The organism is Pseudomonas putida, assembly GCF_001976065.1.
Lineage (GTDB): Bacteria > Pseudomonadota > Gammaproteobacteria > Pseudomonadales > Pseudomonadaceae > Aquipseudomonas > Aquipseudomonas serbica.
The window spans coordinates 212,990-235,106 of sequence record NZ_MNAH01000008.1; the positions used below are offsets into that span (position 1 = coordinate 212,990).

22 protein-coding genes are annotated in these 22,117 nt (G+C 58.0%); 13 read left to right on the forward strand and 9 right to left on the reverse strand.

Annotated elements, in window-relative coordinates:
• Positions 1 to 306: 306 nt before the first annotated feature.
• From BKX96_RS24725 to BKX96_RS24745, 5 genes are read right to left on the reverse strand one after another with little or no spacing between them, the layout of a single operon-like run.
• Entirely contained in the window at positions 307 to 2,151 is a 1,845-nt protein-coding gene (locus BKX96_RS24725) for a TniQ family protein (RefSeq protein ID WP_077185681.1), read from the reverse strand.
• The gene (locus BKX96_RS24730) at positions 2,148 to 3,071 is read right to left on the reverse strand and encodes a TniB family NTP-binding protein (protein WP_077185682.1); all 924 of its coding nucleotides are present in this window, start codon (positions 3,069 to 3,071) and stop codon (positions 2,148 to 2,150) included. Before BKX96_RS24730 ends, BKX96_RS24725 begins: the two co-directional genes overlap by 4 nt.
• On the reverse strand, positions 3,061 to 4,998 hold the full coding sequence (locus tag BKX96_RS24735; RefSeq protein ID WP_077185683.1) for a TnsB C-terminal domain-containing protein: 1,938 nt from the start codon (positions 4,996 to 4,998) through the stop codon (positions 3,061 to 3,063). The genes BKX96_RS24730 and BKX96_RS24735 overlap by 11 nt, the downstream gene beginning before the upstream one ends.
• Positions 4,995 to 5,654 (reverse strand): TnsA endonuclease N-terminal domain-containing protein, encoded by a 660-nt coding sequence (locus BKX96_RS24740; RefSeq protein ID WP_143512465.1) that lies wholly within the window; start codon positions 5,652 to 5,654, stop codon positions 4,995 to 4,997. Before BKX96_RS24740 ends, BKX96_RS24735 begins: the two co-directional genes overlap by 4 nt.
• A complete protein-coding gene (locus tag BKX96_RS24745) occupies positions 5,641 to 6,513 on the reverse strand; it encodes a hypothetical protein (protein ID WP_077185685.1) in 873 nt (290 codons plus the stop codon). Before BKX96_RS24745 ends, BKX96_RS24740 begins: the two co-directional genes overlap by 14 nt.
• Positions 6,514 to 7,086: 573 nt before the next feature.
• On the opposite strand from BKX96_RS24745, the gene BKX96_RS24750 reads away from it, so the two are divergent.
• A complete protein-coding gene (locus BKX96_RS24750) occupies positions 7,087 to 8,001 on the forward strand; it encodes a hypothetical protein (RefSeq protein ID WP_077185686.1) in 915 nt (304 codons plus the stop codon).
• On the opposite strand, the gene BKX96_RS24755 is transcribed toward BKX96_RS24750, so the two are convergent.
• Both BKX96_RS24755 and BKX96_RS31925 read right to left on the reverse strand, forming a co-directional pair.
• A complete protein-coding gene (locus tag BKX96_RS24755; RefSeq protein WP_077185687.1) occupies positions 7,916 to 8,902 on the reverse strand; it encodes a DNA-binding protein in 987 nt (328 codons plus the stop codon). The genes BKX96_RS24750 and BKX96_RS24755 overlap by 86 nt on opposite strands.
• A 1,037-nt stretch (positions 8,903 to 9,939) precedes the next feature.
• The gene (locus BKX96_RS31925) at positions 9,940 to 10,590 is read right to left on the reverse strand and encodes a hypothetical protein (protein WP_082240503.1); all 651 of its coding nucleotides are present in this window, start codon (positions 10,588 to 10,590) and stop codon (positions 9,940 to 9,942) included.
• Positions 10,591 to 11,396: 806 nt separating this feature from the next.
• Between BKX96_RS31925 and BKX96_RS32925 the strand changes: the two genes are divergently transcribed.
• From BKX96_RS32925 to BKX96_RS24775, 3 genes are all read left to right on the forward strand, one after another.
• Complete coding sequence (locus BKX96_RS32925) at positions 11,397 to 11,546, forward strand: hypothetical protein (RefSeq protein WP_179092173.1); 150 nt, start codon at positions 11,397 to 11,399, stop codon at positions 11,544 to 11,546.
• A gap of 284 nt (positions 11,547 to 11,830) precedes the next feature.
• Entirely contained in the window at positions 11,831 to 12,655 is an 825-nt protein-coding gene (locus BKX96_RS24765) for an inositol monophosphatase family protein (protein ID WP_077185688.1), read from the forward strand.
• Between the two features lie 642 nt (positions 12,656 to 13,297).
• Entirely contained in the window at positions 13,298 to 13,747 is a 450-nt protein-coding gene (locus BKX96_RS24775; protein ID WP_077185690.1) for an Xre family toxin-antitoxin system antitoxin, read from the forward strand.
• Between the two features lie 123 nt (positions 13,748 to 13,870).
• Here BKX96_RS24775 and BKX96_RS24780 read toward each other — a convergent pair whose 3' ends face one another.
• The gene (locus BKX96_RS24780) at positions 13,871 to 14,821 is read right to left on the reverse strand and encodes a DNA-binding protein (RefSeq protein WP_077185691.1); all 951 of its coding nucleotides are present in this window, start codon (positions 14,819 to 14,821) and stop codon (positions 13,871 to 13,873) included.
• Positions 14,822 to 14,954: 133 nt separating this feature from the next.
• Between BKX96_RS24780 and BKX96_RS24785 the strand changes: the two genes are divergently transcribed.
• The 7 genes from BKX96_RS24785 (at position 14,955) to BKX96_RS33290 (ending at position 18,930) form a co-directional block, all read left to right on the forward strand.
• Positions 14,955 to 15,587 carry a hypothetical protein gene (locus BKX96_RS24785; protein WP_082240504.1) on the forward strand — a complete coding sequence of 211 codons (633 nt, stop codon included), beginning with the start codon at positions 14,955 to 14,957 and terminating at the stop codon, positions 15,585 to 15,587.
• Between the two features lie 6 nt (positions 15,588 to 15,593).
• A complete protein-coding gene (locus BKX96_RS31930; RefSeq protein ID WP_082240505.1) occupies positions 15,594 to 15,881 on the forward strand; it encodes a tyrosine-type recombinase/integrase in 288 nt (95 codons plus the stop codon).
• Between the two features lie 171 nt (positions 15,882 to 16,052).
• A complete protein-coding gene (locus BKX96_RS24790) occupies positions 16,053 to 16,961 on the forward strand; it encodes a site-specific integrase (RefSeq protein ID WP_077185692.1) in 909 nt (302 codons plus the stop codon).
• A 207-nt stretch (positions 16,962 to 17,168) separates the two neighbouring features.
• Positions 17,169 to 17,681: a hypothetical protein gene (locus tag BKX96_RS24795; protein ID WP_077185693.1), complete on the forward strand. Its 513-nt coding sequence runs from the start codon at positions 17,169 to 17,171 to the stop codon at positions 17,679 to 17,681.
• Positions 17,682 to 17,861: 180 nt separating this feature from the next.
• Positions 17,862 to 18,023 (forward strand): hypothetical protein, encoded by a 162-nt coding sequence (locus BKX96_RS32930; protein WP_179092174.1) that lies wholly within the window; start codon positions 17,862 to 17,864, stop codon positions 18,021 to 18,023.
• Between the two features lie 3 nt (positions 18,024 to 18,026).
• The gene (locus tag BKX96_RS32935; protein WP_179092175.1) at positions 18,027 to 18,371 is read left to right on the forward strand and encodes a hypothetical protein; all 345 of its coding nucleotides are present in this window, start codon (positions 18,027 to 18,029) and stop codon (positions 18,369 to 18,371) included.
• A gap of 100 nt (positions 18,372 to 18,471) precedes the next feature.
• Positions 18,472 to 18,930 carry an efflux RND transporter permease subunit gene (locus BKX96_RS33290; protein ID WP_410454547.1) on the forward strand — a complete coding sequence of 153 codons (459 nt, stop codon included), beginning with the start codon at positions 18,472 to 18,474 and terminating at the stop codon, positions 18,928 to 18,930.
• Positions 18,931 to 19,276: 346 nt separating this feature from the next.
• On the opposite strand, the gene BKX96_RS24815 is transcribed toward BKX96_RS33290, so the two are convergent.
• Complete coding sequence (locus BKX96_RS24815; RefSeq protein WP_218639280.1) at positions 19,277 to 20,275, reverse strand: AraC family transcriptional regulator; 999 nt, start codon at positions 20,273 to 20,275, stop codon at positions 19,277 to 19,279.
• Between the two features lie 231 nt (positions 20,276 to 20,506).
• Between BKX96_RS24815 and BKX96_RS24820 the strand changes: the two genes are divergently transcribed.
• Together BKX96_RS24820 and BKX96_RS24825 are read left to right on the forward strand one after the other, a co-directional pair.
• Positions 20,507 to 21,523: an NADP-dependent oxidoreductase gene (locus BKX96_RS24820; RefSeq protein ID WP_077185695.1), complete on the forward strand. Its 1,017-nt coding sequence runs from the start codon at positions 20,507 to 20,509 to the stop codon at positions 21,521 to 21,523.
• A 132-nt stretch (positions 21,524 to 21,655) separates the two neighbouring features.
• A complete protein-coding gene (locus BKX96_RS24825; RefSeq protein ID WP_077185696.1) occupies positions 21,656 to 21,967 on the forward strand; it encodes a muconolactone Delta-isomerase in 312 nt (103 codons plus the stop codon).
• The last annotated feature ends 150 nt before the right edge of the window (positions 21,968 to 22,117 follow it).

The window sequence follows — 22,117 nt, forward strand, 5'->3', positions numbered from 1 at the left end:
AAATCCACCAACACATAATCAATGACTTATGATCAATGAATCATCAAGAAAGGAACGCAAAATCATCAGATATGGAATTTGCTAGGGGATGGTTCAATAGTTTTGAAAAGCGCGTTTTCGGAACGCAACTGAGATAGTCCACAAGGTGCTTAATTGAATTTCCATTGCCCAGCCCCGTTTACATTCAACCCGCTAGCGGCCACGAATGTGAAGAGAAAAATCCGATGCAAAGGCTGCGCAGGTCGAAAGCCAATAGCTGGGTAATTCTGTGCAATCGTTCACACAGAAATCGTGTACCTTGGCATGTCAAATTTCGATGAGCACTTGCGGTTTTTTTGCGGAGGTATTGAGGATGATGTACTTCAATTTTCCTTGTTTCGCTAGTTTGATAACGAGTCCTTCTGTTAGATACAAAAGTTTGCTGGCTTGCGAACACGACATGTATTTTTTCAGGTGGGCCTCCATAAATTCCAGGTTTTCGATGGCTATGAATCTAACTCTGCAGACATCCACTTTTTGAACGAGGTTCGACACAATAAAGCGCGCGTTAAGAAGGTGTGCATCAGTTTTAAGTAGTTTGGACGCTGCTTTGAGCGTGATGTGGGTGGCTAACCATCGGTCCAGGATCAGTCGCTGAGAGGGACTGATCTCTTTTGAGGGGGTGCTGCATTCACAATATACTTTAAGAATAGAGTACAGGGTCGAAACGCTTAGGTTGAATTGTTTAGAAAGTTTCCTAAGCTCTTCGATGGATGGAGTGATTTGACGTTTTTTCAGTTTCACTTGCCGCAGCTTTTCTCGCATTCGATTGAGGTCAACACTGCTCCTCAGATAAATTGCAGGCTCATCGGGCTGTCGCTTGTAGGCGTGGATCAAACCTAGATGATTGCTGAGTCTGTTTAGGGTTCTTCTGGAGATATCGAGTGCGTCGGAGATTTCGCTGTAAAATGCAAATTGATCTTTAAACTTTTGCACAGTGTGCTTGGGGAGAAAGTAAGCGCGATCGCCGATGATGGTGTCGGGGAAAAAACCGCGTTTAATGGCAGCAACCATTGACGTTGTCGTCGTCTGCAGTAAAATGGCTGTTGTGCCCAGAGAACAGTAATCTTGTTTATATTGCGGAAACCTGTGCTTCCGGGCAATATCCAAACCTGCTTGAATGACTTTACACAGGCTGGGATGGCTGTAGCCGATGGTGTTTGTAGTAGGAAAGACGCTTGTGGCGATGGGTATCTCATTAATAAAGGCGCGGAGCGCGGCCGCTCCCGCGCCGATAGCATGTTTCAATTGAGGGAACGTTAGTTTAATCGCGCTGCAGCAGTTTTCCTTTTCACAGGGGGTGCAACCCTGATGATTTTTTTTCAGACAATCGAGCGCAAACTTTCGCAGTGCGGGGTCATTGACGGTTACCCATATGGACTCGAATGCACTAAGAGGAAGTTGGTGGTAAGTGTTTAAGTCCATTCGTATGGCATGCTGAATGGTCGGATAAATCGCCGAAGTTGGCGTGTTTTCGATTGGGTAAGGTTCAGCTAGTTTGATTTTTTGTGCTTCATCCCGAAGAAAATTATTGATGAGACGGCTCGCATCTTGAACAGCAAAGACCGAGGGAAGGGCGATCAAGGGCCTGTAGCGGTAGGGGATAATCTCCGCCTCTGCCAGGTTGAACCCGCATTCACAGCTGAAACCACAGATTTTTTTCCACTTGTTTATTCGACCGCACTTTGGGCAGGACGACGTCAGCCGCACGTTGTGGGCTGGGCAAAAATCAAAAAAAGCGAAGTCTTGTGCAACCCTTGTATAACCCGATTTCAGGCATACCGGGCATGAACAAAACTGGCATCTCAATGAGCGTATCGACACATCATGGTTGTGCACCTTGATATGGCAGCCGCGCAACTGTTGCTGCGCCGGATGTTCAAAGAAAACCTGGCGTAAAGCGTTGGCTAGGCACGGCGCCTCGCTGCACAAAATGTTGCACAGTGGTTGGTCCAGAAGTCGAATATCTCGAGGGCTAGAAGAGTGTGAAACGCCCAGGGCCGAACACATGTCCCACACGTCCCGATAGCCGTTGAACTTCGCGGTGCGTATGAGAATGCTTGTCGGACTTTCCATGTAAAAGGGGCGTGCGACAAAAGACAGCAGGTTCATCGGCTGATCGCCTGCATGATCTCTCGAGTGTTGATCAGGAACGGGTTTTTTTTTCTAAGAATTCGATCGGTCAGGTACAGACCTTTGATTGCATCTGCAAAATCCTCGATGCTCAACCTGCCATCGCCTCGTACCAAAGCCCGCTTGAATGCAGCGTGTAAGAGACGACGAATACCGCGCATATTGCCGCCGCTCGCCATGTAGAGGGCGGCTGACATATGTTCGTCCCCCAGAAAAAGATCGGAGTGAAACTGCCCCAATTTTTCGATTTCTGCCGCAAACAAACCCAGGATGGTTCTGAATTCGGACTGAGGGTCCGCGCTGTAAGTCAAGTTGGACAGATTGATGCGGTAAGGATATCGCGCCGAGACTTGCTTCAGTGGCTCGATGATGCCCTCGTCGAAGGGTTCTCCGGAGAGCAAAAAGGTGATGCCGCTCTCATTGAGCATGTATTTTATCCAGCCGCAGGTTTCGGCCTTGGTGATGGCGGCGCCTTTGTTGGCGAAGTTCTGAAACTCATCCAGAATGACCAGACGCGTTTTACGGCGCTTCAGAGCGGTCAGAATCTGTCCTTCGGCGGATGTCCCTTTGCTGAGCGTGGCAATCCCGAGTTTTTCCAGCATGGCTTTGGCGACCGAGTTGATGGTCGGGCGGGCGGGCAACTCCAAGTACAGACACGGCAACGATTTCTCGAGTCCGTGGACGGTTAACACGCGCTCGGGCGGGCCCATGAGTTGCTCTAGACGTTTGCAGATGCTGGATTTTCCGGTACCACTTTCCCCCATCATCATCGGGCAGGAGGGGTCGGCGCACTCTTCGGTGGTGTCGATACTGATCAGCACCGTTTCAACCGCATTCTGGTATTGGGCATGCAAGATGGTGTACTTGCTGAACGTTGTTAACGTCGCTTTAATCTCCATTTCTGCAGTCCTCGATGTACACCGCTTTCAGGCCCGTTCCGCTGGGCGGTTCGGGTGACCTGGAGTCCAGCGGTTTGAGTTTGGAAGTGGTGGGCGTTTTACCCTGATTTTTTGCGGCTTTCGCCGCGGCTTTGCGGCGCTCTTGTGCCTGGCTTTTTTTGCGCAGGAAGAACTCCTTCTCGATCTCCTTGATGTTCTGCCGGATGCGTACCAGGGCTAAACACCCTTGGTCAGCGGAAAATTCTTTTTCCTCAGCCGCGATGGCGTCCCTCACCAAGCGGTGCTCGTAGAGGCTCAGGCCATTCTGGTAAAGCGGGTCGCGGGCGTCGGCGGGTATCAAGTCATCGGGGCGATCCGGGTGGTGGACCCAAACCTGCCCCAGATCCGCGATGTCGTACAGGACGATTGCTTCCTGCCGCGGTTTCAGATCATGCGCGAGCTCCGCCAACCCTGGGCCGCTCCACTGCAAACGATCAAAACCGACGATGCCATGATTGATTCTGCGGTGCTTTGTCGACCGCAGTGCTGCATTCAACTCCTTTTCTGAATACTTAATCGGCGGCAATTGCCGGGCCATGGCTTTGGTCCAGCGGGCATTTGGCGAGAGTGTTGTCCGTCCGCGCTTGAGCGGATGGGTGTGGTAGACATTCTCCAGCCAGTCTTCAAAAGCCGCCTGCAGTTGTTCAATGGTCAGGCAGGCGTGCGCCGCCGAGTCATACTGGCCACATTGCTCGGGATTGGAAAACGTGGTGCCTGGCAGGCTGTGGAAAAACGAGTTGATCGTATTATTAAAAGCTTCGATGTGGGGACGGGCATCGGGCACACCAGGTGGCGGTAAAACCAGTTGAATGCCCAAGGTTTTGGCCGTCGTTTTGACATTGATGTTGTTATTTTCGCTTCCGCGATCCCCACTGAGTTTGACCAGCTTGCCGCGCTCCAATTCTTCGCCGGGCACGTCTAGCAGCGACATGCGCAAACATTTCAAGGTTTTCCCGGCGCACGGAGGCATCAGGGACAGGTCGTGGCCGATGATTTTGCCGCTCTTCACCTCGATAATTGACTGCAAATGGGTCACCTTGCCCAACAAGTTGCCCTTGTTATCGACGATCATGACGTCGCACGGCGTTTTACAGTCAATTTCACCCTCGTCCAACAGGTACTCGGGTTCTTCCCAAGCCGGTCCGAACTTGTTGTTGTCTGCCGCCGCTTTGGCGCCCAAGCGCAGCTTGTCGGTGCGATAGTGACACTGGCTTTTGATGACGCGACGCACGGTGGAAAGAGACGGTGGGCACAATGCGCTCGCCTGGGTGCGGCTGCGAACGATATTGTCATTGAGGATGGCGCCTTTGATTAACCCATGGACGGCCTTGATACTGTTTTTCTGCGTTGTGAGGTATTCCTCCTCAATCACGCGCAGCATGATGCTGCGCACGGCTTCCGAGGTCTGTTTGCCACGCGGAAGGTCACTTTTCTGTTTGAGCAACGACCAGGGAGACCAGTTGCCCTGTTTGCTTAAACTCATCCACCTCCACACGGTGGTGTATCCGGGGGCCTTCGCTTCACCACGTGCGGCCGCCAGTGCCTCTAACTTGGCGACACAAGCTGCGCGGGGCAATGTCCCCTGGAATTGGTTACGCATGGCCTGCACGAAATAGTCCTTACGTTTCGCCTTTTCCACGTCGGGTTCGCTCGAGTCGACAAAGCGTGCCGCGGCAGACCGCTGGATCGGCGGGGATTCGGCCAACACGATTTGCCTTTTCCGCTGTAAGGCGTCCAGGTCTTCCGGCGTGAGGAATACGGTGCGCGAGCCCTGGGTGTCGCGAAACGAAACGAGTTCGCGGGTGATGTTAATCACCTCATACAGCCGGCCGTCGTCCATCCGATAGCGTCCGCCGACGCCGGGCGCGGGCACGCGCAGCGGCTTCATACTGCCCTCTGCTGGACGAGCGAATGGCGGTTCAGGGGCTGGTTCAGGTCGGTGCTCAGCTCGCCGCGAAACAACCCGCGGTAAACGGCCCGCAGGCTCGGTGGGTAAGTGCTATTGAGCAATTCGCCCAGGGTGAAACAGCGTGGGTAGCGGGACAGGAAATCGACGAGGTAGGCCTGTTCCCGGTCGTTAACGCCGAGGCCATGAAAGTACAGGTAGCGCAGGTTGGCAAAGGCCGGGGGCGACGTGAGCTGCTGTTTGTCGGCGCGCCGCCACTCGATCTTCCAGGTCTGACACTGCGCCGCGAAACTCTCGAGTTTGAACCGGGTGGGCTCCTTCAACTGTTGGAAGTCCGATTTGACCTCGGTGAAGTGGTTGGCCGCTTGCTCGTGCAGCACGAAAAAGTCGGGGGTGTAGCGCATCAGCCCGCGTTCGGTTTCCCAGGTGAAGGTGTAGGGCTGAGGGTAATAGGCAATCACATCGGGGTCCCATTCCAGCCACACGCAGTACGCTGCCTCCACCGACCCTTCGCACAACACGACGTTGTGGTTTTTCTGCGACGGGAAAAAGATCGTGTAGTAACCCGGCAGTCCGCGATGAATGTCGCGCACCGGCGCACGATTACCTGCCAGCCACGCCTGTTCATTCCACATCATCCACCTCTGCGCCCGGCGCCGAATTTTGTTCGCGGTCAGCCGTGGCCCACAACCCCGGGGCACGCTCAAGCGCGGCGCGTTGCAGGCGCGCGAGGTCGCTGACCGGCTGCTCAGGCTCGGCCCGCAGTGTTCGGCCGATCAGGAGTGAGTGAAGCGGCATGTCTAGCGTGCCGAGGAAGGCCACGGCGGGCACCTTGCGGCGGTCGCCGCCAGATGCGGCCGCGCAGTGGTTGCGGTGGGCCGCCAGCCAGCGCTGCTCGCTCGCCTTGCAGCGCCCGATGGCCCCGGCGTCATCACACAACCTCGACGCCTGCGCATAGATTTTACGCAGGATCAGGGAATGTGCCTGCGTCACCGCCGAAGTGTTCAGGTAGTACTGGACCGCATCGAGGATGATCGAGCGCGCGGGCGCCGTCATGGGGTAGCCCAGCCGGGACAATTGCGCCTGGATCCACTCCAGTTGTCGGGTGCAACGACACGGGTCGAGGTTCGCCGCGCCGTTACCCCGAGGCGCAGGGCCCGGTGCCTCGCGCCAGCGGACAATGGGTTGTCGGCCCCTCTGCCACCGCGGGTCCGTCGCTGCGATCAGCTGTTCATGGGCGCGCCCTTGAGGCCTTCCCGGGCTGGACGACGGCTCCCGAGGATCCGGTTCACGCCGATCTTGGAGGGACGAGCGCCTGAGGACGATCAGGTCCTTCTGCACAATCATCTGCAGTGCTTCGGCCTGGGTGAAGGTCAGGCATCCTCCGTCCAACAGGTCCTGCAGACGCACGCAGCTCGGGCTGAGGTTGGCCAGCCGGTACAGCCTGCCGCCGACGCGGTACACCACCGGCTCGTGGCGAATATCGAACGTGTTCATCTCCTGTCTCCTCTGAATCGCACAACGGGTGGCCGGGATCAGGCCGCCCCGCGGCCTGGGGACGAAAGGGGCGGCGGCGCACCGCCGCAGCGGCCAAGCCCCCTGGGAATTCTGGACGCGAAGGTCGCGGCTGAGCGCGACGGCATCGCGTGGGTCGTTTGTCATCACCTGGCGAGGGGCTGACGCTCAGCGGAAACGGCCGGGTGGCGTCGTGCGTCATGGGCGGGCACAGCCGATCCCCGCATTAAACCGGACCGTGCCAACAACTCATGACGCTAGGAAATACCGTACACCCAGTACGGCGGGGGTGCCGGTGATAATTACAAAAAGTAGAAAGGTGCGAAGTCTGGGATTATGAATCTTCTTCAAGTGGGAAAAGTGTGTGCGGTCAGCCGCTTGCAGCGTTTATCGCTGCGCGTGTCGAGAGTTCTCGCAAATTAAAAAACGCAGTGTTGCGTCGCTCGCAACAGTTCCAATTGCACAGGTGTAGGAGGCGTACACTTAAGGCTGGGTTGCTGCTTCGAGGTGACCATCATGGCCAGGGCGGCGTGTTATGCCGGGAGAAATCTGCGCATGCGCATGGCGCTGCATGCCTGTGCGCAATACCTGGATATTGAGCCGCAGGCGCAGGTGCTCGCGTGTTGGGCCGAGGGCAAAACCGGACAGCGGCGGGGCGGTCAACGCCTGGCGCGCTGGCAGGCCATGCTCCAGGGGCTGGCCTATTCCGACACGGTGCTGCGTCTACTGGGGCGGCAAGGCTCGCCCTTGCAGGGGTTGATCGATCACCCTCTATGGCGGGCGCTGGGGTTCAAGCGCATCACTCGCGGGGACATTCAACGCTGGCTGCCGGACACCGAGGTGCCGGCCATGCGGGCCCGGCATTTGGTCGGTTTACCGTGCACCGCGGTGCTGGAGCGCATCGTCTGGCTGCTGCTGTGGCTACGGGTGACACCGCCGCTCGATCCATTGCTGCGGTGGTTGCTCTATCGGGCGCTAAAGTGTGAGTTTCCGCGCCTGTTCCATGCGCCGCTGTGGAGAGCGTACCGCCACGAGTTGCGCCGGTTGCTCCGCGATCGCCTGTCAGCCCTGATCGGCGACCAAGACTGTTTTGACCCCACCTGGTATGAGGCGGAGCAGGCGCTGGATCAGGTTGTGCAATTCTGGTCGTTGCTGCGCGCGTGGGGTATGGGCACGCCGCTGTTTCGTGATGAAAGCCAGTGGTGCCTGTTCTGCGGCGTGTGTGATTGCTTATCCAAGCAACGCCTGCACCTGGTGTTTAACCAGCTGTCTCTGTTTAATCGGGAGCGCGATTCTATATTCGATTTCTACACTCTGCGCTGGCTGTATCAAAAGCTTTACCGCGCGCGCCATCGCCCAGCCACCCGCGAGACAGCGTCTCCAGTCAGGCGGTCGGCTCGTCAGCGGGCGACCCCGAAGACGGCGGTGGCTGGGCCGCGAGACGGCTCTCGCACAGCGCGAGCTCGATGATCAGTTGTTCGCGTTGACTGCTACGTTCGCTGAGCAGCGCCGTGACTTCGTGTAATTGTTCTTGGTTAGCCAGTCGCGCGGCCAGCAATTGCTGGCGCTCCTCGTTCAATTGCTCTACGCGGCGCTCGAGCTGAGCATGGCGTTCGTGCAGGTCACTCGACTTTTGCCGCTCCAACGCCAACGAGGTCACGAGCGCGTTGACTTCGTCGAAGAGTTCCGACACGCGCCGTTGGGCCTGGATCAGCAACCCTTCGCGTTTGCGGATTTGCTCGTGGCTGTCCTGGCGAAACTCCTCATGCTGGCGTTGGTCGGCCTGGTAGCGCTCCAGGCCGGCCTGGCGAAAATGTTCAAGGTTTGCCTGCACATGCTGCTGTGAGGCGCGCAGTTGCTCGATTTGCGCGTCGCGCTCCTTCAGGGTCAGCTTCAGCTCACTCACCTTGCGCCCCGCCTCGCGCCACGCCTGGTCCTTTTCCGCCCCGTCTTGCGCCTGCTGCTGGCGCAGTTGCTGTTCATCACGCAGTTGCTGGTGCAGTTCTGCCAGCTGCGCTTGCGCTGCCCGGTGCTGTTGCTCCAGCGCCTGCACTTGGCTCAGCAGCTGCTCTTCGCGCTCGGCACCGCGCGCCTGCTCTTCGCGCAGACTGGCCTGCGCCTGGTCCAGCAGTTCGCTGCGCAACGTCTGCACCAGGTTCAGCAGGCGCTGGTCGATCACCGTCGCGGGCGTGGCGTCGGCGCTGGGCGGGGTGCTCGCCTCCAGCTCTTTCAGGTAGCGCGAGATCGTGCTTTTCGAGCCGGTGTTGCCCAGCTCAACGCGCACCGCGTCGATGCTCGGCCGCCGCCCGCGTCGCAGCAGGGCGGCCCGTGCTTCGCGCACCAGCGCCAGGTTGATGCCTCCGCGCGCCATGCGACACCTCCCGATGATTTCGTAACGGGTTACATGACCTGTAATTACAGGCTACAAACGGTACATTCAGCTCTTGTCTTGCGCCGCTCCTGGCATGGGATAAGTCTGAGTTATCCCCATGTCAGGCGGTTTTTTCGCCCGGCTGGGAGCCAAAAAGCGTACACCGGCTTTACGCTTCAGCGTAGTTCGATTTGTGGTTGGGCAGCCGGCACGGGACGTGCGAGGGCGTGTCATCCGGGCGCTGGAGCGGGAGGTCACGCGGGCTCAAGTCGAACTCGTCGGGATCTTCAGCGGTCTGCCGAAGCGGCGCTCTGCTCACGCAGCAGACGTGGGGGAGGGCGGGTGTTTGCGACGTGTTTGTCCCGCTGATGTACCCATTGCTGTTGGGTCGTCAGTTGCTGGATCAATCGACCACCCACCATCCTCCGAGCACCCTTTGGCGCCAATTGTGGTAGATCCCATAATGTTCAGCGTTGATCGGTTGGCTGGCGGACCGCGGCGTGGGCTAGTGGGGCGCGTGCAGTCAGTATCGAAAGGGAACTGGAAGGGGAAAGAGGCGTGCGGGATAGCGAATACGCCCGTCGGGCGAGGGGGAGCAGGAGGGCAACGTGTCCGTGTTTAGAGGCGCTGTTGCACCGCCGACGTGTGGATTCGTCGACGACTTGACCCTCGCGGGTGGTGGCTGACGAAGCCGCTTATAAGAAACAATAGACCGAACCTCGCAGCGTACGGAATAGGCTACCAGGGCCTAGCCGAGCCATGTGTGTAGCGGCGCAACGCCGGCGCGCGCCGTCTCAATCGTGCCGATCGAAGTGGCGGCACAGGGGCTCATGCGCTGCGGGGCGCGCTCCCGGGTCGGCCGAGGGCGTTTGCCGCCAGCGCCGCGGGCGGCGGGTCGCTACCACTGATCGCTGGCTATTCGCGTTTTGCTTAAGCTCCGAGGCACGCCTGGTGCGGAGCGGCTGTTCGAGGATCTGCTTCTCGTAAGTCACCTCTCAGCGATTTGCCTTACTGCTGCCGTGTACACGAATGCCGGGCTAACCATGCAGTATCCCCGCCACCTCTTCTTCCGCCGCGCGGCGCACACACTCCGCTGACGATCGCAGTAGGTCTTGCGGACGGTTGCCACCCAAGTAGTGATTGCTCGAAGCGAACCAGAACGCCATGCCCCAGCCATCCTTTTTTTTCCGCAGCACGTTGATCACGGCGCCGAATTCGGCGGTGGGCCGCAGCTCTGTTGCGTCGCCAAAGGCGAACACTGGGTAGTACTCCTGGCTCCGGTCACTCACGCTGATGAGCGAGCCGTCGTTCAGCCACACTCGGAGCCCTGCCGCGAGCGCTGCAGGTTCAAGCCCGGTGAGTTGGGACAAGCCCGCCGAAGTGACCCAGTCGCCGTCTTGCAGGATCAACTGTCGCGCCTCCGCCAACATGGCCGCCTCCCTGAACAAAATACGCAGATTCAGCGTGCTGGGAGCGTTGCGGCTCGAGGCTGGCTCCTCTGAATCGGCTGCCTGAGGCAGGGCACCGAGAAACACTTGGTTCAAGACGTCGAGGCAATCGAGGTACACGTTTATTGCGTGCCTGCTCATTGTGGGCAGTTCGATGCGCAAGTGAATGCCCGCTGCCTCTTCATACGTCAGTACGTGCTCGTCTGAACCGCTGTAGACCTCGATTTTATTTACAGACATGCTGCCTCCTTGAAGGCTCGGCGATGAGGTTTACCAACCGTATTGAACGATAGGTATTTGCCGTGCAGGGTGCGTTGGCGCTGACGCAAGGTCGGCCAAGGCCAAAGCCGCTCGAGAAATTCGTCTATGGATGTTACTGCTTCAGTCGCGGTCATAACGCCCTTTTTGTCTCTATCCGACCGACGCCGCTGATGATCAATCGGTGCGTACCTATCCGCTGACGCGGTCGCACTGATCCGAGCTGCGTTGAACGTCCCCACCATGGTTGACGACGCAGTGGGCGTTGGGGCGTATTCGCCAGTCGTGGGGTGGGCCATGAGGTTTTCAGCACGAGGGCCAACGAAAAAAGGTGAGGGTGTAGAGTCTTACGAGTGGTGCACGCAGGCCTTTAAGCCTCGCCGCATCGGACTCCTGCCTCTTGGCCACTTTGCAGGCGCATGAGGTCAGAACAACAGGTGAAATAACACGTGAAGAGTGCGGCGCTTTCGAAGCGGTGTGTGCGTCGTAAATTCACCGAGCGAGAGCGGTCGTTTCAAGGGCATGAACGTCCGAAATGTCTGCGGGCAGGCGCCCGTTTTTTTTTCGTGTCGATCCGACCATCGGGCAACCCAAAACTTCATCGAGCGAATGCCGAGGATTTTAGGCGCAGCGAGAGGCTTAACCCTGTAGCGCCTAGAATCCCAGACGTTATTAACTCGTGAACTCGTTGTTGCCAACCCCAAGTGTTGGGGGGCGTGCATGCGTTGAGGTCGCAGCATGGAGTGAAAAGGCTACGCTATATCCAGATACAGTCAGGGGTATCGGCCATGCGTACCACCTACAGCAAAAGCCAGGCTCGCCGTCGGTTGCGTCGTCTGCTGGTGTTAATTGCGCAAGGACATGCTTTCGTCATCACCCGGCAGGGTCAAGCGGCTTGCTTACTGGTACAGGTCGAGGCACAAGGGCGTGCACATTGAGCAGTGAATCGACAATCCTCAACCCTCAAAGAGGTTGTAGCTTAATGTCAATGCAACCCTTTCACAGCGGTTACGTGATCAGGTAACAGCAGTCAGTTCAGGCGTAGATGGAGGGCGAGGCCCATTGTCGTCCTGCGGCAAGAGGCAGAGTGGCGCACACGAATTTTGAGCGATGCTGTTGCCCGTCTGGCTGACAGTTGCTTAGACGGCTGAGGGGCGACTCGCTGCGCGCCTCAGTCGAGGACCCTCGTATTACCCCTCCCAACTTCAAGGCATCCCATTTCGTGCAAAAGACCAACCTTGAGCCGCTGCTCACCCATACCATTGAGGTCGTTATTCGCGCCGGCCAGTTGCTGATTGCCGAGTGGGCGAGAGTGGACGGCCCCCGGGGTCAAGGTGACAAGGCCGCCGTAGACGAAGAAATCGAACAGTTTTTGCGTCAGCATCTGCTGCAGCTTCTTCCTTGCGACTTCTGGGGAGAGGAAACCGGACGTCGTCTAACCGGCCATCCATGGTGCTGGGTCGTTGACCAGAACGACGGGACCACGAACTTCCTCAACGGGCTCAAAGGTTCAGCCCTGTCCATCGGTCTGTTGCACAGACAAACGCCGGTATTAGGTGTGGTGTATGCCCCCGTCACCGTTGAGGGCGCGCCTGATTGCATTGCTTGGGCAGAAGGCATGGCCGAGGTGAGCCGCAACGGACAATCGGTGCCGTCTCAGCTTTCTACCAAAACCTTGTCGAGCGACGAGTTCGTGATGGTCAGTGCCGCGGCGATCCACAAACCTGAACTTAACAGCGCCCTCTGCCAACCCAGCACCTTTGTCGCAATGCCATCCATTGCCTACAGGCTCGCTAAGGTCGCCGCCGGTGAGGGGGTCTGTGGCATTTCGCTTTATCCGGTTTCTGCACATGACGTTGTCGCAGGCCACGCGCTTTTGCGAGGAGCAGGCGGCGTTTTACTCGATGAGCGTGGGCAAACGATTACCTATGTAACTGAGGCCACTATGCAAACGGTCTCACAACGCTGCTTCGGGGGTTCAGTGTCGGCGTGCCGGACCCTGCTCGCCCGAGAATGGGATCGCATTTTCACGGACGTTTCCAACTGAGAGCAGTTGTCGGACTCAATTCGAGCAACCCGCATCGTCATCTCGTTGGCTCCTAACTGCGCACAGTCCGAGGGGCGTCAATTGGCAACTGGACTTGCATTGTTCATCCTGTTTTTAAGCATGGAGCTTCAGGGCCGAAGCGTGCGTCTAAGAGCTGTGCGGCCCACTCTGAGCAGATAGTGCGTGATATCTTTTGGGCGACGGGAATAGAGACTGCAGGAATCCAAGGCACTCTGCTCATTGCTTCACGTCTGCCAAGGCATAGTCATGTGTGACTCACTACGAGAGCCGTGATGAAAGGTAAGCGCAAAGTCAAAACGAACCAATGGCTCCTCGCTGAGCAGTTTCAGCTCGAAGCCCAAGCAGCGCTCAGGGCGCGCACCCGTGCAAGTCGATTCCTGGACATCGCACTGGCGGCGGGTAGAGACATGGAACCGGTCGGATTGCTGGCAGGTGACCGGACGGTCACATCGGCATGCATTCACCAGCCTAGGCAGCCAGCAAAAGACGTTTAACAATTAAAAGGGACCCCGGTCTGAGCATTAAAAAGGGTGACCACCATGGATTTCCGACCAGCCCATCTTCACACTGAGTGAAGATAGCCGAAGCTTTAAGCCCGATGCCAAACCCAAAAGGCGACCCATGTTTGCTGAAGTCATGCGCAATGATGTTTACCGAGCCTACCGGATCCGGCTGGGAATGTTTTTGCCTATTCCCACCGATGCCTCTGACGTAGACATCCATGCGTTGATCGAGGCGGGGTTCTCGCCGGGGAGTTTTAAGACGCTCTGCGACTTGGGGCTATTCAACCCTGACGCGTGCAACCACATCATTTCGCTCAAGACCCTTAAAACCCGCTTGACTCACGATCAGCGCCTGAGCGTGGCTGAGAGTGATCGCCTGTTTCGTCTTGCGCATATCACGGCCATGGCCGAGGCGGTCTTTGGGGATACCCACAAAGCCCGGCGATGGCTGAGCAAATCCAAGGCGCGCTTTTCAGGTGAAAATCCGATTGCACTGCTTTCCACCAGCCCGGGCACTCGCTTGGTTGAAGAAATGTTGATTCAGGTCGCAGAGGGGGTGGCGTTTTAACGGTGTTGCTTGTCAGAGCTTTCACAGGGGGGCCACAGGAACTGCCTCGGTTGCAACACCGCATGCGCCTTATTTTTCGATAACAATCTTGTAGGCACCGGCTTCCGAGCGGCACCTCCGGTCCTAGCCGGGGGGCGTCAACTGGCGCAGGAGAGTTTGTAACGTATCAATCTGGCGTGCCTGCTCCCGCAACTGCCGGCGGTTTTCGCGGTGTTGAAGCAGGTACGGTTTCACCCGTTCCCGTAATACTGCGTACTCGGTCTGCAATTGTTGCAGCTTGGTCGCCAGCGCGTCGTGGGCCTGCTGGGTATCGCGCAGGGTCTGGGTTTGTTGACGCAACTGTGCGTGCACTACCCGATGCTCATTGCGCAAGCGTTCCTGCTCGCGGTACACCTGGACCAGCTCCTCCTGTTTGACCAGTTGCGCGTTCTGCAAGGACCGCAGTTCCTGGTGTAACTGATTAGTCTGCTCGTCGTGCCGGCGCAGCTCTTGCCCGCGCTGAGTCAGTTGTTCCTGTCGATAGTGCTCGAGCCCCTCCCGGGCATGCTGATGTTTGTCCTCCAATGATTGCAGCTGCTGGGCCCGCTCTTCGAGGATTTGCTGCTGCCCTGTCACTAGCTGTCGCAGTTGTTGGCGTTCCCCCTCGCTGTCTTGTAATTGCTCGCGCAGCCCACGTTCGCACTGCCGCTGCTGTTCCAGCTCGGCGGTGAGGTGGGTGATGGTGGTCAGCGATTGCTCCAATCGTTCGCGTAGCTGCGCCTGCGCCTGCGCATAGCTGGCGTGCTGCTGCGCGAGGTGCTCTTGCTCGTCAGCGACGGCCTCACGCGCCTCCTGGGTTAATTGCTCGGCTAGACTGCTCACCAAGGCGGTCAATTTTTCATTGAGGGTGGGCGACGGTCCGAGGTTGGCGGCCTGACTGCTGTTGAGTTCTTTCAGGTAGCGCTGGATCGTACTTTTCGAGCCGGTATTGCCGAGCTCGACGCGGACCAGGTCGATGCTCGGATGCAGCCCACGTCCTAACAAGGCGTCACGCGCGGCGTGCACCAAGGTTTTGTTGATACCGCCACGGGCCATGTCAGGAGCTCCTGTAGGATTTCCGGCTCTTAAGGAGTATGACGCATGCCATTTGACTTGCCTGGTTTCTGATCAAGACGACAATCTGTTTAGTCCACATCGGTACAGGCCCGCCGGGCGAGGAAGGTAGGGGATGACCACTGCCGCGGAGCGGTACCTGCAGGCGGTGCGGCGGGAAAGCATCACGCGCCGCTACGAACAGGCCGTGGCGCATTTTGAGGTGGGCTGGGGTGGGTTTCTCCCAGCGTCGAGTGACAGCATTGTGCGTTACCTGGCTGAGCACGCTGACGCCCTGTCGATCAGCACCTTGCGCGGTCACCTGGCGGCCTTGGCGCGTTGGCATCTGAAGCATGGTTTTATCGATCCGACCAAAGCCCCGCAAGTGCGCGACGTGTTGCGCGGCATTCAGGCGCTGCACCCGCGCCAAGTCCGGCAGGCCGAACCGTTGCAACTGCACGAACTGGAGCAGTGCGTGGCTGCATTACAAGTCGAGGCCGGGTCGCCGGAGCTGGCCGTGCGCCTGCGTGCCGGTCGCGATCAGGCCTTGCTGCTGCTGGGTTTTTGGCGTGCGTTTCGCAGTGATGATCTGTGCCGCCTGCGCATTGAAAGCAATCAGCTCGGGCCGGGCGAAGGGCTGAGTCTGTTCCTCGCCAGCAGCAAGTCCGACCGTGAGCACCAGGGCCGCACCGTCAGCGTGCCGGCTTTGCAGCGCCTGTGCCCGGTGCAGGCGTACGAGGAGTGGCTGAGCCTCAGTCAATTGCAGTAGGGGCCGGTGTTTTGTGGCATCGATCGCTGGGGCCATCTGTCCGCTGAGGCCCTGCACCCGTACAGCGTCGCGCGGGTGGTGCGCCGGGCGCTGACGCGCGGCGGTGTCGCGGGGGAGCGGTACAGCGGCCACTCGCTACGCCGCGGGTTTGCCACCTGGGCCACACGTAACCAATGGAGCACCAAAGCCTTGATGGAATATGTCGGCTGGCGGGACGTGCACAGCGCCCTGCGCTACGTGGAGGCCGACGCGCCATTCGGTGACTGGCGGCGTGATCCGGATGAGTCAAAATGACTGCGTCGCGACGATTTCGTACTGCGCTACGGCCTACGTTATTACAGCCGTACCACCAAGCCAAATCGCCCTTGAACTGGGCGATTCAACAGGTGTGAGAAAGCAAGATTCTTGAACGTGATCAGCTTTTTTCGAGGCCAGGCCCCGGAAAGGCGGTATGCGGGAGGTGCGATGAGCGATTCAGTCGAGCGCTACCTGCAGGCGGCGCGCCGCGACAGCACCCAGCGGCGTTATGCCCAGGCCATTGAACACTTTGAAGTCGAGTGGGGCGGGGTGCTGCCGGCCTCCAGTGAAAACATCGTGCGTTACCTGGCGGCCTATGGCCCGCAGTTGTCCAGCAACACCTTGCGCACGCACCTGGCGGCCCTGGCCCAATGGCACCAGCAGTACGGCTTCGATGACCCAACCAAAGCGTCGCGGGTGCGCGATGTGCTGCGCGGGATTCAGGCGCTGCATCCGCAGCCGACCAAGCAGGCCGAAGCGCTGCAGTTACAGCAATTGGAGGCGTGCATTGAAGGCTTGGCCCTGCAGTTGAGCTCTGAACAACGGGCGGTGCGGCTGCGTGCGGCGCGGGACCAGGCGTTGCTCCTGATGGGCTTTTGGCGGGCGTTGCGCGGCGACGAATTGTGCCGGCTGCGTATCGAGCATATCCAGGTGCGAACAGGGCAAGCGCTGGAGATTTTCCTCGCCAGCAGCAAGACCGATCGCGACCATCGCGGGCGCACCCTGGTGCTGCCGTCCCTGAAGCGACTCTGTCCCGTGGACGCCTACCAGCACTGGCTGGCAGTCAGTGGCCTCCACCACGGGCCGGTGTTTCGTGCCATCGACCGTTGGGGGCATGTCGCAAAGGACCCGGTCAACCCGAACAGCCTCTCGCGCATTTTGCGTCTGGCCTTTGTGCGCAGCGGTGAAGCTGGCGAGGGGTACACCACGCATTCGCTGCGCCGCGGCTTTGCCACCTGGGCCAGTCGCAACCAGTGGAGCAGCAAGGCGTTGATGGAGTATGTCGGTTGGCGCGATGTGCAGTCGGCGCTGCGCTACATCGAGGCGGATGTGCCGTTTGGCGAGTGGGCCCGTTGAGCGATCCGCCGGCGCTGCTCCGATCGGTTGGACGGCGGGAGAGGCATGGCCCTGCCAAGGTTCCAGGCACAGTTTGCTGGCCATCCTTTGCCCGTCCTCCAGTGACCAGCGGCCGCACGGGGTGAGCTGAGGAGGGTGGGCCATTGGGGAGACCGCGGCGCTCGCGGATGAACTGTTTTGAATCCAACTCGTAGGAGGTGAAAAGCGATGGCAACGATTATTGAGTTACCGCCTCAAGACGTTCCCCACCAACTCACCGCGCGTGCGGCTGTCGAGCACCTGGGGGAGCATTTTGAAGCCTTTCTGGCTGCCAACAATCTGCATGGCTGGTACCCGGACGCCGATTACGTTTTTCGCGACGATCGATTGGCCGATCGATTTGTCTTGATTGCACTGAGCCCTGGGCTTCCTTTGTATCGGTGCAGAATCACCAATAAAAAATTACGGAGAATCGCCAATGCATCGGGCGCCACAATTAGATGCCGAGCGATGTATGAAATGTTGGCCCATGCATTGGGTTATAGCCATTGGTATTATGCGTACAAATGCCGGACGGTCGATGATTTTATCGAAAATACCTGGCCGCTTGGCGGGGCGATTAGTTTGGCGTCCTTCGACGAGCAAGCCATCAAAAAGATTAACAAAACAACTGTAAACGCTCGAATGGCTGAGCGTTACCGCTTCAATAAAATCAGAGACAAGCTTGACCGTGGCAAATGAACGGTGGACTGACTGGATTGTGCGCAATATGCGAAGGTCGTCATGCCGGCCACTCAGCCAGGTGCGACGTTGACGCGATCAGTGTGGGACGGCTGGACCCTCCGGTTGCGCTTGCCGCTGACGAACGGGGTCGCTAAAGGTCAAGGGGTTTTCGGTTTCAAGTCGCGAGGAGTTACGGTGGTGAAAACGACATTTTTTTCAGAATTCATTCGCACTGCAAAAGAAGCCCCGCGACTCTACTTTGTACCGTTGATTGGGGCGGTCAGAGCGATCAAGGCTGAGTTTCGCCGGGTGGAGGAGGCAGAAGGTCAGACGCCACTGGATCCCACCGCGAAGCAATGAAAATTGCCCCCAACCAAGATCCGCTCTTCGGCGGGTTTTTTCGATTATTATAGGTATTCAAAAGAACATGCTTCATCGTGGTCTGTGAAACTCAATGAGTTGTACGCCTTTATCATGGACCGCTTCATGGCTTTTTCAGGTGGAACTTTGTTGCTTGAGATGGCAATTGAAAAAATCGCCAAGGGTAAGTTCGTGAAGCCTTCATCGAGGCAAGAAGGCAACAAGACCCCTGAAGGAATAAATGCACGTCCAGAGCTGGTTGTTCTGAGGTGTGTACGCTCGGCCAGTGAGGCCCAACCGCTTCTTCACGCCGCAAAACCAGCTTCCCCAAGGTCTTCGTGGTGGTGATACTGCTTCGTGTATACCACTTTGATGGCTTGTAAACTACCGAGGTTTACAGTGCAAAAATGAGGGTTACAAGATTCAGGATTACCCTCGATATCTATTTTTGGTCGACACTTCAGGCTGTGATCTTACCTGCGAGCCGTGTTCGGCCACGACTGCGAAATTACACTGCACTTGGCTGTTCAAACCCCATTCCGACCAGGAGGAAGGGCGCTTTGCCCGGGCCTGCGAGCGGGTTTTCGATGGTCTGCACAACGGATATCGGTGCAGCCTGGATTGGGTGCTCGACCATCAATGCATCACCCTGGCCGTGGCCATCGCCACGCTGGCGGCGACGGCGGTGCTGTACGTCGGTATCCCCAAGGGCTTCTTCCCGCAACAGGACAACGGTTTGATTCAGGGTGTGGCCGAAGAGGCGGCGGATATTTCGCCCATCGCCATGCGGGCACAGGTCAACCGTGCTGCCGAAATCATCGCTCAAGGGCTTCGGCTTTTCCCTTACCAGGGGCCATTCAAAAAAAGGATAAACGCGGTAACGTCCACTTTCGGCCGATTCTGTTGAAAAAGTCGGCCATGGTTTCCACGGCAGGAAAGTAAGCGCTTGAGATTGAAATCTTTACTTTGTGCAGAGGATTCCGGGCTCAGATTTCGCGTAGCTGCGCGCAAAAAAGGCATTTTCATCAGTCAGTACGCGTGCAGTCTGGAAGTACCGACTTTTTCAACACAATCGGCCAAAAGCGGACACTCTAATGTTGCTACTTGCGACCCCTCGCGGTCTGTCAGCACCTGCCAGGGAGTACGGTCGTGGATTACAACTCGCGACCCAAATGGAGTTTCGTAGCGTAGAGGCCAAACTGGTCGTCCAGTACTGCGAGCCAACGACCACAGATTGTAGCTGTGACCACTGGTCACTCCGGTCCAACTCTTGGCGCACCACGCCCTTGGCCTTGCTTCCACATCGATGCCGTCATGCCGAAGTTTTTCCTGAACCAGAAGCCGAACGCGCTCGGAGTTGAGAACCCGAGCAGGTCGGCAACTTCCGCCAGTGAACGGTCACTATCGATTAGATGTCGAGAGGCAAACTCTGATCGAACCGTCCGCAGTAGCAACGAGAAATTCGTTCCTTCAGCGAGCAGATGCCGATGGAGCGTACGTCTATCCATGCCCAGCGTCTTCGCCACTTGGTCCGCCGTGCAACGGCCAGTTGGCAGGAACGCGATGATGGTTCGCCGAGCGTTATGCGCCGAACCCTCGCCGGCGGAGGAAAGAGCGTTATCCAGGATACGGCGCGCATAGAGCGCCATGCGAGAGTCCGAGGGGGGCAGCGGTGAGCTCAACTGATGCGTGGCGCAGACGATGCCGTTGAAATCTGCATTGAACTCCACCGATCCTCCGAACATCGTTTTGTGGATAGTAGGACCATGCGGTGGACGGTGCTCAAGACAAACACTTCTAGGCTTCCAACGGGGTCCTAACAGTTCGGCAATACTGCGGTAGAGCACGCCCATAGACAACTCGGTCACCTGCCGAACAGATCCGTGCGCTTCTGTTAACACCACCTCCAACCGAACAACTGACCAATCGTCGTGCTCCTCGACGGTTGTTAGTAAAGACGCGTTTACAAGCCGCATATAGCGACAAAGGTTATCGATTGCCTCTCGTGCAGTCTGGGCTTCACGCATCAGGACACTGAGCGGGCCGAGGTTGGAGAGTCTTCTTGTCCTTGCTAACCGCAGCCCGAAGTCCTCGATTCCCGATGCAGCGGCGGAGCTCTCGAGCAATTGGCGCACTGCCAACGCGCTGATTGGCGTATCTGGATCGACCAAGTGCCGAGGATTCAAGCCCGACTGGCGCAGCATAGCGTCAGGGTTAAGTCCTCCTTCTCGTGCAAGATCGTCAAATCCCACGAGGCTGGCGCTTCGAAGTAGCGGAACGAAGTATGGCAACGTGTGTCCCCGATTAGATATTAAATGTCCCAATATATACATCAAGGATACGTCCAGCTCGACAAACTGATCCTAGACGAGAAGAAAGCTTAGCCTCCCGTCTCACGAACCACGACGGCCCACTCCGGAACAGACCACACCTCTTTCTAGGGCTCTCTTTTTCTCCCAAGTGAATTGACAGGAGATCTCCAGATGTCCTTGAACAACAAGCAGTGGCTGCTCATTTCCCACACCACTGGCGAACCCACGCCCGAGCACTTCAAGCTCGTCGAACGCGAACTGCCCGACCTGCAGGATGGTGAGGTCCTGGTGCGCCACCACTACCTGAGCCTCGATCCGTACATGCGTGGGCGCATGACGGATGCGAAGAACTACGCAACTCTACAGCCGCTCAACGAAGTCATGATCGGCGGCACCGTAGGCGAGGTCGCGGCGTCGAAGAACCCGGCTTTCGCGGTCGGGGACCCGGTGGTGGGCATGGGCAGCTGGCAGCTGTACCAACGCGTGACCGTCGCGGAGCTCGGTGGCTTGCGCAAAGTGGACACGAGCTGCGTTCCCTTGTCCGCCTATCTCGGCGCGGTCGGCATGCCGGGCGTGACTGCATGGTATGGCCTCAACAGGATCATCGAACCCAAGGCAGGCCAGACTGTAGTGGTGAGTGCAGCGAGCGGTGCGGTAGGCGGCACGGTCGGCCAGCTCGCCAAGGTCCGCGGTGCGCGGGCAGTCGGCCTCGCCGGTGGTCCCGACAAATGCCGGTACGTGACGCAAGAGCTCGGCTTCGACGCCTGCATCGACTACAAGCAGCACCAGGACCTGGAATCACTTTCGCAGGCATTGAAGGAGGCCTGTCCCGATGGCATCGACGGTCACTTCGAGAATGTCGGCGGCATGATCCTCGACGCCGTGCTGCTGCACTCGAACTCGTTCGCGCGCGTCGCACTGTGCGGCATGATCTCGCGCTACGGCCAACCCATTCCAATTACCCAAACCCAACACATCCTGATGAACCGCATGCGGCTCGAGGCCTTCGTAATCAGCGAGCACATGGAAGTGTGGCCCGATGCATTAAAGGAGCTCGGCACGCTGGTGGCTGCCGGTAAGCTCAAGTATCGAGAGACGGTATCTCAAGGTTTGGAGAGCGCGCCTGAAGGCTTGTCCGACCTATTCAAAGGCAAAAACTTCGGCAAGCAGCTCGTCAAACTCGTCTAAAGCCGGGCGATGGCTGGCGAAACCTCCTCCTGCACCCACTATCCGCTGGTTGGATTTGCCCTTCTACGCGCAGTCTCTTGCATTAACGGACAAATCAGCGCCGTTTTTAACCCCCACCGTCACGGAGCCACGATGCTTTTTCTAATCCACTTCGAAGTAACCGTTCCTGCCGATACTTCGGAGGAACTGAAAGAACAATTACGTCTGGGCGAACATGCTCGCGTTTTTGAGTTTATTAAAACGGGCAAACTGCGCCGCATCTGGCGCCCAGTAGGCACGGCTGACACCTGCTGCCTTTGGGAGGCTGACAGTCTTGAGGAGCTTCATGCCGCGGTACGGTCTCTTCCGCTGTATCCGTATATGAAATTGTCCATTACCCCCCTGGTTGAACATCCCGCCGCCGCAGCGTGGGAAAAAGCGCACGGGCCTATGCCAGCGTTTTGAGGTGGCGACCTGACATTCGGGCAGGAGCGCTTTGTATTTTATCAACGACTTCGCGCTTGTCAGAGATGCCCCAAGCCTTGCCAAACCGCGATTTTATTGTTCGGCATAGTTAAACGTTAACGTCAACCACGAGCGTTGCGGTGTGACCCA